Annotated in this window: 9 protein-coding genes; 4 read left to right on the top strand and 5 right to left on the bottom strand. The window is 72.0% G+C overall.

Annotated features, from left to right (window positions below; all coding sequences use genetic code 11):
* Nucleotides 1-877: phosphopantetheine-binding protein (locus ACFWJB_RS33205; RefSeq protein ID WP_386926885.1), on the top strand; the 877-nt coding region annotated here is incomplete at its 5' end.
* 85 nt (nt 878-962) lie between these two features.
* On the opposite strand, the gene ACFWJB_RS33200 is transcribed toward ACFWJB_RS33205, so the two are convergent.
* From ACFWJB_RS33200 to ACFWJB_RS33190, 3 genes are all read right to left on the bottom strand, one after another.
* Nucleotides 963-2,447, bottom strand: coding sequence for an FAD-dependent monooxygenase (locus tag ACFWJB_RS33200; RefSeq protein WP_386926883.1), 1,485 nt, complete (start codon nt 2,445-2,447; stop codon nt 963-965).
* Nucleotides 2,448-2,500: 53 nt separating this feature from the next.
* A complete protein-coding gene (locus tag ACFWJB_RS33195) occupies nt 2,501-3,391 on the bottom strand; it encodes a DMT family transporter (RefSeq protein ID WP_386926881.1) in 891 nt (296 codons plus the stop codon).
* A 312-nt stretch (nt 3,392-3,703) separates the two neighbouring features.
* Nucleotides 3,704-5,305: an MFS transporter gene (locus ACFWJB_RS33190; RefSeq protein WP_385472518.1), complete on the bottom strand. Its 1,602-nt coding sequence runs from the start codon at nt 5,303-5,305 to the stop codon at nt 3,704-3,706.
* Between the two features lie 230 nt (nt 5,306-5,535).
* Here ACFWJB_RS33190 and ACFWJB_RS33185 point away from each other — a divergent pair, with 230 nt between their 5' ends.
* Entirely contained in the window at nt 5,536-6,207 is a 672-nt protein-coding gene (locus ACFWJB_RS33185; RefSeq protein WP_385472502.1) for a TetR/AcrR family transcriptional regulator, read from the top strand.
* 59 nt (nt 6,208-6,266) lie between these two features.
* On the opposite strand, the gene ACFWJB_RS33180 is transcribed toward ACFWJB_RS33185, so the two are convergent.
* On the bottom strand, nt 6,267-6,497 hold the full coding sequence (locus ACFWJB_RS33180) for a DUF6059 family protein (RefSeq protein WP_385472505.1): 231 nt from the start codon (nt 6,495-6,497) through the stop codon (nt 6,267-6,269).
* 149 nt (nt 6,498-6,646) lie between these two features.
* Here ACFWJB_RS33180 and ACFWJB_RS33175 point away from each other — a divergent pair, with 149 nt between their 5' ends.
* Both ACFWJB_RS33175 and ACFWJB_RS33170 read left to right on the top strand, forming a co-directional pair.
* On the top strand, nt 6,647-7,297 hold the full coding sequence (locus ACFWJB_RS33175) for a thioesterase II family protein (protein ID WP_386926878.1): 651 nt from the start codon (nt 6,647-6,649) through the stop codon (nt 7,295-7,297).
* Between the two features lie 56 nt (nt 7,298-7,353).
* Nucleotides 7,354-8,127, top strand: a complete 774-nt coding sequence (locus tag ACFWJB_RS33170) for a thioesterase II family protein (protein WP_386926876.1) — start codon at nt 7,354-7,356, stop codon at nt 8,125-8,127.
* A gap of 6 nt (nt 8,128-8,133) precedes the next feature.
* Here the strand turns inward: ACFWJB_RS33170 and ACFWJB_RS33165 are convergent, their stop codons facing one another.
* On the bottom strand, nt 8,134-8,952 hold the full coding sequence (locus tag ACFWJB_RS33165; protein WP_385472512.1) for a 2-oxo acid dehydrogenase subunit E2: 819 nt from the start codon (nt 8,950-8,952) through the stop codon (nt 8,134-8,136).
* Nucleotides 8,953-9,108 lie beyond the last annotated feature (156 nt).

The following is a 9,108-nucleotide window of genomic DNA, read 5'->3' as shown; positions in this document are numbered from 1 at the left end:
CGCCAACACCTTCCTCGACGCCCTCGCCACCCACCGCCACACCCACAACCAACCCGCCACCAGCCTCGCCTGGGGCCTCTGGCACACCACCAGCGAAATGACCCAGCACATGAGCGCGACGGACGCCCTCGTCCTGGCCCGCAACGGCGTGCTGCCGATGTCCGAGGAAGAAGGGCTCGCCCTCTTCGACCAGGCCATCGCCTCGGGTGAACCGGTCGTGGTGCCGGCGCCGATCAACACGAGCCAGGTGCGGGCCCGTCTGGAGGCCGGCGATGCCGTGTCGCCGCTGCTCCAGGGGCTCGTGAAGGTGCGCCCTCGGCTGCGGACGGCCGCGACCGCCGCGGACTCCTCCGAGGAACTCTCGGCACTCCTGCCGCAGCGACTCGCCCAGGTGCCGGCCGAGGAACGGCTGCCGGTGCTCCTCGACTTCGTACGGGAGCAGGCAGCGTCGATCCTCGGGCTCGACGGCGTCGAGGCGGTCGTACCGCACCGCGGGCTGCTGGATCTCGGGTTCGACTCGCTGACGGCCGTGGAGTTGCGCAACCGGCTCGGCCGGGCGGCCGGGCTGCGGCTGCCGACGACACTCGTCTTCGACCATCCGACCGCGCAGGGCATCGCGTCGTATCTGCTCGGGCAACTCGCCCTCGACGAGGAGGCCGGGAGCGGTTCGCCGCGGTCGTTGCTGGACGGTGTCGCCTCGCTGGAGGCGGCCCTGCTGTCCGCGGAGCCCGACGACACCGTCCGTGAGGAGCTGGCGGCGCGGCTTCAGTCGCTGCTGCTGGGGCTGACCGACGGCGGCGGTGCCACGGCCGCGCGCATCGGTGAGGCCTCGGACGACGAGATCTTCGAGTTCATCGACAACGAGCTCGGTCTCTGACCGACAGGGCCGCTCCACGAACGGAGGCCGCCGGATGTGATCCGGCGGCCTCCGTCGTTCGTCCGTCACATGCCCCGAAGAGGGATCAGCCCACTCCCGCCACGTGCCCGTCGGGGCGGATCAGCACGGACCGGACGTCCTCCCATCCGTCCCGCTCCTCGGCCGGCCAGCCGCGTACGACGTGCACGGCTCCCGGAGCCGTGGCCGACACGGACGACACGCTCTCGGCGTCCCCGTCGTCCCCGTCGCCCGTGCGGACGAGCAGTACGTGGGCGGCGTCCCTGAGGTGGTCGAACAGACGGCTCGTGCCGTCCCCCTCCAGCCTCAGGGTGAGGTCGGGGACGCGGGTGCCGACGAGCGGGTGGGCCTCGGCGTCGGAGGGCGGCGGGTAGGCGTAGTCGAGCGCCGTGATCTGCCCGGCCAGGTACTGGTTGACCTGGGGAAACTCGAGGAGGCGGGAGAAGAGGTCGCGCAGGTGCTGACCGCCCGGGGTGAAGTCGAAGACCATGGTCGTCTGCGCCAGGGTGTTGGCGATGACGGCCTCACCGACGGGGTGGCGTTCGTCGTGGTACGTGTCCAGGAAGTCCTCGCCGGCGTCGCCGCGTACCACCGCGGCGAGCTTCCAGCCCAGGTTGGTGGCGTCCTGGAGGCCCGTGTTGAGTCCCTGGCCGCCGAACGGGGAGTGCACGTGCGCGGCGTCCCCGGCCAGCAGTACCCGGCCGGTGCGGTACCGGGCGGCGACACGGGCGGGGTTGCCGACGCGGGAGAGCCAGGTCGGGGAGTGGGCGCCGCAGTCGGTGCCGGTGAGGCGGAGGAGGACCTCGCGCAGTTCCTCGAAGGAGACGGGCTCTTCCTTGGTGACCCGGCTGGACTCCCGGTCGCAGACCATGATGCGGTGCCGGCCGGTGTCCGGGACGATGCCGCCCATGAACCAGCCGAGCCTGCTGCCGTCCGGCGCCGGGAAGTGCCTGATGCCCAACTGGCCCATCCAGGACGGGGGTTCGTCGAGCGTGACGTCGGACAGGATGTAGGTGGCGGTGGTGCTGCTGCCGGGGAAGCCGATGTCGGCGAGCTTGCGCACCGCGCTGTGGGCACCGTCGCAGCCGACGACGTAGCGCGCGGAGACGCTCTCGCCGTTCTCCAGTTTCAGGCGTATACGGTCGGGCTGGGCGGTCAGGCCCACCACGGCGTTCCCTCGTTCGACCCTGACGCCGAGGTCGCCGAGGGCCTCCTCGATGACCTCCTCCACGACGTTCTGCCGCACCGACAGGCCGTAGGGGTGCGTGGTGTCGAGCCCGGCGAGCTGGAGCCAGGGCAGCAGTCCGGCCACGTTCGCCACGGGGAGTCTGCGGGAGCGCTCGCCGGCGACCCGGTCGAGGAGGCCTCGCATGTCGAGGATCTCCAGGCTGCGGGCCTGGAGGCCGAACGCCCGGATGTAGGGGCTGCGTTCGGTGTCCCGTTCCAGGACCCGGACGCTCGCACCCCCGACGGTGAGTTCCCTGGCCAGCCAGAGGCCGACGGGGCCGGCTCCGACGACGGCGACGTCCACGATGTCTTGTTCACTGGGCACTGAGGCTCCCGAAGGTCGGTGGGCGTGGGTCGGCCTCAGGCTAGGGAGCGGTTCTAAAGGCCTGGAAAGGCCACGGAGTCGGTGCCGGGACGGTCGTCCTGGCCGGTGGTGCGGCCGCACAGCAGCACCACACCGCACGCGGCGACGGCGGCTCCGGCCAGGGCGCACACGGCCCCCGGTGTGCCGCCGTCGAGGTGCTCGCCGAGGACGGTCAGGCCGATGAGGCAGGAGGCCACCGGGTTGGCGAGGGTGATGAGGACCAGGGGGGCGCCGAGGCCGCCGCGGTAGGCGACCTGGGAGAGCAGGACTCCGGCCAGGGCCAGCGGAGGGACGAGTATCGCGGACAGCGCGGTGGCCGGGTCGAGGAGTGCGCCGGGTCCGTCGTGGATGACGGCCACGGAAAAATTCTGGGTGAGTGCGGAGCCGACGGCGAAGGAGACGCCGGCGGCGACGGCGTTGCGGAGGCTGTGCGCGGGGTTGCGGGCGAGCAGGACGACCGTCGCCGCGCAGCCGCCGGCCAGCAGGCAGGTCTGGGGCAGGCTCAGGAGGGGGCCGGCCGTGGGGTGCTGGGCCGTGGTGGCCGGGAGCAGGCCGGCCAGGCCGGCGAGGGCGAGGGTGACGCCCCGCCATTCGCGGCGGGCGACCCGGCGGCCGCTGAGGGCGGCGCCCGTGGGTACGGCGAGGACGACGGAGAGGGCGCCGAGTGGCTGGACGAGGCTGAGCGGGCCGTAGCAGAGGGCCGCGACATGGAGGAGGCCGCCGGCGAGGTTGAGGCCGAGCGCCGTCAGTCCCTGGCCGCGGCGGAAGAGACCGTGTCCGCGGTGGAGGGGGCCGCTCGCGGTGGCCGCCGTACGGGCGGCGAGGCGTTCCTGGAGGACGGCGCCGACCGCGTAGCAGGCGGCGGAGAGGACCGACAGGACGACGGTTGCTGCGGTGGCGTTCATGCCTCCCCCACGGGGCTGGTGCGTCGGACCGGGTGCGCCGGGGCCGCGCGCCGGGAGTCCGTGGCGGCGTCCCACCGGGGCGTGCGCCGGCGCGGGAGCGGAAAGGGGGTGCGGAACGAGCGGAGCCCGGCGACCGGCCGGGGGTTGTACCGGTCGCCGAGCCCGTTCTTCGCGCCGTCCCGTCCCCACGACCCGGCGCGAAACCGGACACCCGCCCTCCGCTGGGCGAGCGGTCCAGGTCCCGGGGCACGTGGGCCCCGGGGGTCTGCGGTGCGGTCCGGCCCTGCGGCCGGACCGGCCGTGTGTTCCGCGTCAGACGTGCACGGCGGTCTCGCCCGTGGCGCTGGAGCCGCGCCTGGTGAGCAGGGCGAGCACGGCGCCGAAGCCGGCGATGACGGCGGAGATGGTGAAGGCGAGGCCCATGCCGCTGATGAAGCAGTCGTGGGCGATCCCGGTGATGGTGTCGGCGATGTTCCGCGGGGTGTTCTCGGGTACGGGTGCCAGGCCGATGGAGACGGCGTCCTTCATGGCCTCCTGCTGTTCCCCGTCGACCTGCGGGAGGCCCGCGGCGGCCCACTTGTCGGGGAGGGTGTTGCCGACGCGGGAGGCCATCACGGCGCCCAGGACGGCGGTGCCGAGGCTGCCGCCGACCTGCATGGCGGCCTGCTGGAGGCCGCCGGCGATACCGGCGTGCTCCTCGGGGGCGTTGCTGACGATGACGTCCGTGCTGGCGACGATGACGGGGGCCAGTCCCAGGCCGAGGAGCACGAACCACAGGGACATGGCGAGGGTGCTGGCGTCGGTGTCGAGCGAGCCGAGGCCGAGGATCGCGGCACCGGAGAGGGCCATGCCGCCGGCCAGCGGGATCTTGGGGCCGTACTTCGCCATGAGGGCGCCGCCGAGCGGCGAGCCGACGATCATCATCGCGGTGACGGGCAGCAGGTGGACGCCGCTGTCCACCGGGCTCATGCCGTGCACGTTCTGCAGGTAGAAGGTGATGAAGAACAGGCCGCCCATGAAGGCGAAGGCCATCAGGACCGTCACGACGGTCGCGGCGGACAGGGAGACGGAGCGGAACAGCGCGAGCGGGATGAGCGGGTCGCGGGCCTTGGACTCCCAGAGCACGAAGAGGAGCCCGAGGACGACGGACGCGGCGAGCAGTCCGAGGGTCTTGGCGCCGCCCCAGCCCCATGCCTCGGCCTTGATCAGGCTGAAGATGAGGCAGAACATCGAACCGGACAGCAGGATGACGCCGGGGAAGTCGAACATCCCCCCGGAGGCTGCCTTCTCGGCCGGCGGCTTGCGCAGGACGATCAGGCCGAGCGCGAACGCCACGATGCCGACGGGGATGTTGAGGAAGAAGACCGATTCCCAGTTGACGTGCTCGACGAGCAGGCCGCCGACGATGGGGCCCGCGGCGATGGAGGCGCCGATCACCGCGCCCCAGATGCCGATGGCCATGTTGAGCTTCTTCGCCGGGAAGGTGGCGCGCAGCAGGCCGAGTGCGGCCGGCTGGAGCAGTGAGCCGAACATGCCCTGCAGGACGCGGAAGGCGATGACCAGGCCGGGGCTGCCGGACAGTCCGATGGCGGCCGAGGTGGCGGCGAATCCGGCGACGCCGACGAGGAAGGTCTGCCGGTGGCCGAAGCGGTCACCGAGCTTGCCCGCGGTGATCAGTGACACGCCCAGCGCGAGCAGATAGCCGTTGGTGATCCACTGGATCTGTTCCAGCGTGGCGCTGAGGTCCTGCTGGATGGCGGGGTTGGCGACGGCGACGATCGTGCCGTCCAGGGTCACCATCATGGCGCCGATGCCGACGGTGAAGAGCGTGAGCCAGGGGTGGCCGCGCAAGCCCTTCCTCGGCGGGCCGGGCTCCGCATCGGCGGTCTTGTGTAAGGAGGAGGTCTGGGCCATGACGGCTCCGATTCGTGTCATGTCGTGACAGACAGCGGGGGTAACTGCCTGAGAAGATATGGCAGTCGCTGACAAACGTCAATGTCTGCTAGTAGACAGCCACTGCCATGAAATTCTGGCACTATGGTGGTGCGGCGGCCGCCCTGGTGTGACGCCGCGACAGGCGTCCTGACTACGGGGGTTCAGGCGACGTTCCGACCCATCGGCGATAGTTGAGGAGCTGGCGACAGGTGAGAGTGGGAGCTGACGCAGGAGAACCCGGGCTGCGGGCACGGAAGAAGCAGCTCACCCGCGACGCGCTGATCCGCTCTGCGATCGGCCTGTTCACGGAGCAGGGTTACGAGCGCACGACGGTCGACGAGATCGTCGCCGCCGTCAACGTCTCGCAGCGCACGTTCTTCCGGTACTTCAACGGCAAGGAGGACGTCGCCCTCGCCCCCGCCACCGAGATCGACGAGCGCGTGCTCGAACTCCTCACCGAACGCCCGCTGTCGGAACCCCCGTTGGAGGCTCTGCGCCGCTCGGTGCGGGAGACCTGGGCCGGTGTCAGGGAGCAGACGGAGCGGATCAGCGGCGTCACCGCCCTCGCCCGGATCCTGCGCATCGTCGAGACCGCTCCCGGTCTGAGCGCCGCGCACGCCCAGCGCACCATGGCGTTCGAGGAACGCCTCGGCCGGGAGATCGCCCGCCGGGAGAACCTCGACTACGACACCGATCCCCGCCCCAAGCTCGTGGTGGCCATCTTCACCGCGGTGACCCGGGTGGCCAGTCGCTGCTGGGGACTCGACGAGGACGCCGACCTCGACGCCGTCGCCAAGACCATCGAGGAGCACTTCGACCTTCTGCTGCCGACCCTGGAAGGGCCCTGGTCTCCCCCGGGCCAGGAGGGCCACGACGGCTGAGTGCGCCGCCCGGCCGCATGTGGGACACGGGCGTCGTACGGCACGCTGCCCCTCGACTCTCATCCGCGATCGCACAGTTGGTCCCGCAGCCGGCGCTCGACCGCGGTCAGCGGAAGCTCGGGGCAGAGCCGTTCGGGATGGGCCGGGGCAGGCCCGGCGAGCGCCGGCCGCCGCACCGGCGCCGCCTCCGGCAGCGGCGGGACGCAGGCCCAGAAACTGCCGTAGTCGACCAGGGCGTCCCAGACCGCCCGAAGGCAGCGGGCACCGGGCGATCGCCTCACAGGCTCCATTCAGTCACGCTCCTCGCTCACCACGGCGCCGTCGCGGCAGTGCTTTCGCAGGCAGCACCGTGCCGGTCGGAGCTAAAGCCGCGCTGAACGTCCGAACAGCACCGCCGGGCCTGGTCGCCGGCCGGCCCCGGTGAGGTCCCCGCGCCCGGATGCCGGCCGCCCAGGAATCATCGACGGAGGAGATCGTGCTCGACGACCGGTCCGTATCGGTGCACCGCTTCGCCCCGGTCACCCGGCGCAGGTTCCAGCTCGTGTGCTTCGCACCGGACGGCCGCCTCACTCCGTTCCACCGGTCCGCGGCCGAAGCGCTCGCGCCCTCCACCGAAGTGCTGTCCGTGCTCTACGCGCGGCCGGCCGACGGGCCCCCGGTGACGGACTCGGAGCGCTCCCCCGCGCTGCACGACCGCATCGCCGCGGAACTGGCCGGGCGACTCGACAGTCCCACCGTCCTGTTCGGGCAGGGACCCGGCGCGGTGGTCGCCCTGGAAGTGGCGCGCAGGCTCGAACTGGCCTTCCTGATCGACGACATCCGCGGCGCCCGGCTCGCGGCCCTGCTGGTCTCCTCGCAGCCGGCCCCGCCCTGCTGGCCCCGCGCCGAGGCGGCCGCGATCAACTGCCCCATCGGTGTCTTCCGCGGCGACGCCGACCCCCGGCTGCGTCACGACGAGGCCGTGGCCTGGGCGTACCACGGCAAGAAGCGCTTCGACCTGCAGGTGCTGCACGGCGGCAAGGACTACTTCGCACACCGCCCGGCCGAACTCGTCAACGCCCTGTCGGACTACCTGCTCATGCTCGGCTGACGGGCGTCGGCCGGGTCGTTTGGCCGGAGTTTAGACGCGGTTGCGACCGTGGTCCCATGAACTCAGCCGTACGCAACGCCCGGAACACCGAGGCCTGGATCCGTCGGTTCCACCAGGCCCCCGACGACGGCCTGCGCCTGGTCTGCCTGCCTCACGCGGGCGGCAGTGCCAGCTTCTACCACCCGTTGTCGGCCGCCGTCTCCCCCCGCGTCAGCACCCACGCGGTGCAGTACCCGGGCCGGCAGGACCGCCGTCACGAGCCCTGCATCGACAGCATCCCCGAGCTCGCCGACGCGCTCTTCGAGGTGCTGGAGCCCTGGACGGACCGGCCGCTGGCCCTGTTCGGCCACAGCATGGGCGCCACCCTCGCCTTCGAGGTCGCCGTACGGATGGAGGAGCGCCTCGGTACGCCGCCCGCCGCGCTGTTCCTGTCCGGCCGCAGGGCGCCCTCCCGCTTCCGTCCCGAGCGCGTCCACACCCTGGACGACGCCGGGATCATCGACGAGCTGGCCACCCTGAGCGGCACCGATCCCCGTGTGCTGCGCGAGCCGGAGATCCTCGACATGGTCCTGCCGATGCTGCGCAGCGACTACCGTGCCATCGAGACCCACCGGGGCCGGCCGGGCGACGCGGTCTCCTGCCCCGTGACGGTCCTCACGGGCGACAGCGACGAGCGCGTCTCGGCGGAGGAAGCCGCCGCCTGGGCGGATCACGCCCGTGGCGGCTTCTGCCTGCGGACCTTCCGGGGCGGCCACTTCTACCTCAACGACCATCTGCGCGAGGTCGCCGCCGTGATCACCGACTCCCTCCTCGCCGCCCGGGCGGCCTGAGCGCGTCTACTCGCCGCCGTCGAACTCCTCCAGCCCCTCCTTGATGCCGGTCAGCACGTCGGCGGCCTCCGCTCCGTCGATCACCCGGTGGTCGAAGGCCAGGCTGAGCCTCATCACCTTCGCGACCTCCACCCGGCCGTCCCGGGCGACCGGCCGGTCGGTCGCGCGTCCCACGCCGAGGGTGATCGTCGTGCCGCCCACCGAGTGGAAGCCGTCCACGGGCCGGTGGCCCAGCGAGGTGACGGCGTAGGTGCCCATGAAGCGGTCCCTGGTCTCCAGGGGCCGGACCGTACGCCGGAACAGTGCCCGGCCCACCGGGCCGGGCAGCCGGTGCAGCATGCGCACCCCCTCGAACTCAGGCGCCCGCCCGGGATCCGCCTCCTTGAGGTGGTCCAGCTTCTTCTGGATGTCCAGCAGCCCCTGACCCTCGAGACCCGGCAGGACCGTGGACAGCACCACGCGCCGGCCCCCCATCGTCCTGTCGAGGGTGACCTTGGCGTTGGCCGCGCCGTACCGGGCGATCGTCGGCCGCAGCCGGCCCCGGATGGCGGCGTTCGCCTCGGGGTGCGCCACCAGCACCCGCGACGACACGTGCAGCACATAACTGAGGATCGAGTACGGCCGGCCCGATTCCCGTGCGGCGGCGCGGTGCCGCACGACCTGCGTCATGTCCACCTCGGTGTCGAGGAAGACGGGTGAGAAGGAACGGATCTCCCGCAGGAAGTGCAGCGTGTGGCGGCGCTGCGGCGCGATGGGTACGGCCGCCCCCTTCCTCTCGGACGCTCCGGGCTCGGTGTCGGACCTCTCGACCACGGTGTCGGCCACGGTCCTCTCCTCTCGTACAGAGACCTGTTCAACCGTCCGGGGAAGGGTCTCCGACCGTTCTTAAGCCGTTCTTGGCCGCCTCCGGACGCGGCGGAGGGCGACCGGCCACCGGCCTCCGTCCCTGCCGTTTTGGGCCGCGCAAAGGGCAGCTTTAGT

The sequence above is a fragment of the Streptomyces sp. NPDC127100 genome, assembly GCF_042724095.1.
GTDB lineage: Bacteria > Actinomycetota > Actinomycetes > Streptomycetales > Streptomycetaceae > Streptomyces.
The sequence above is the reverse complement of the archived record's forward strand: the minus strand, read 5'-3'. Positions and strand labels throughout refer to the sequence as shown.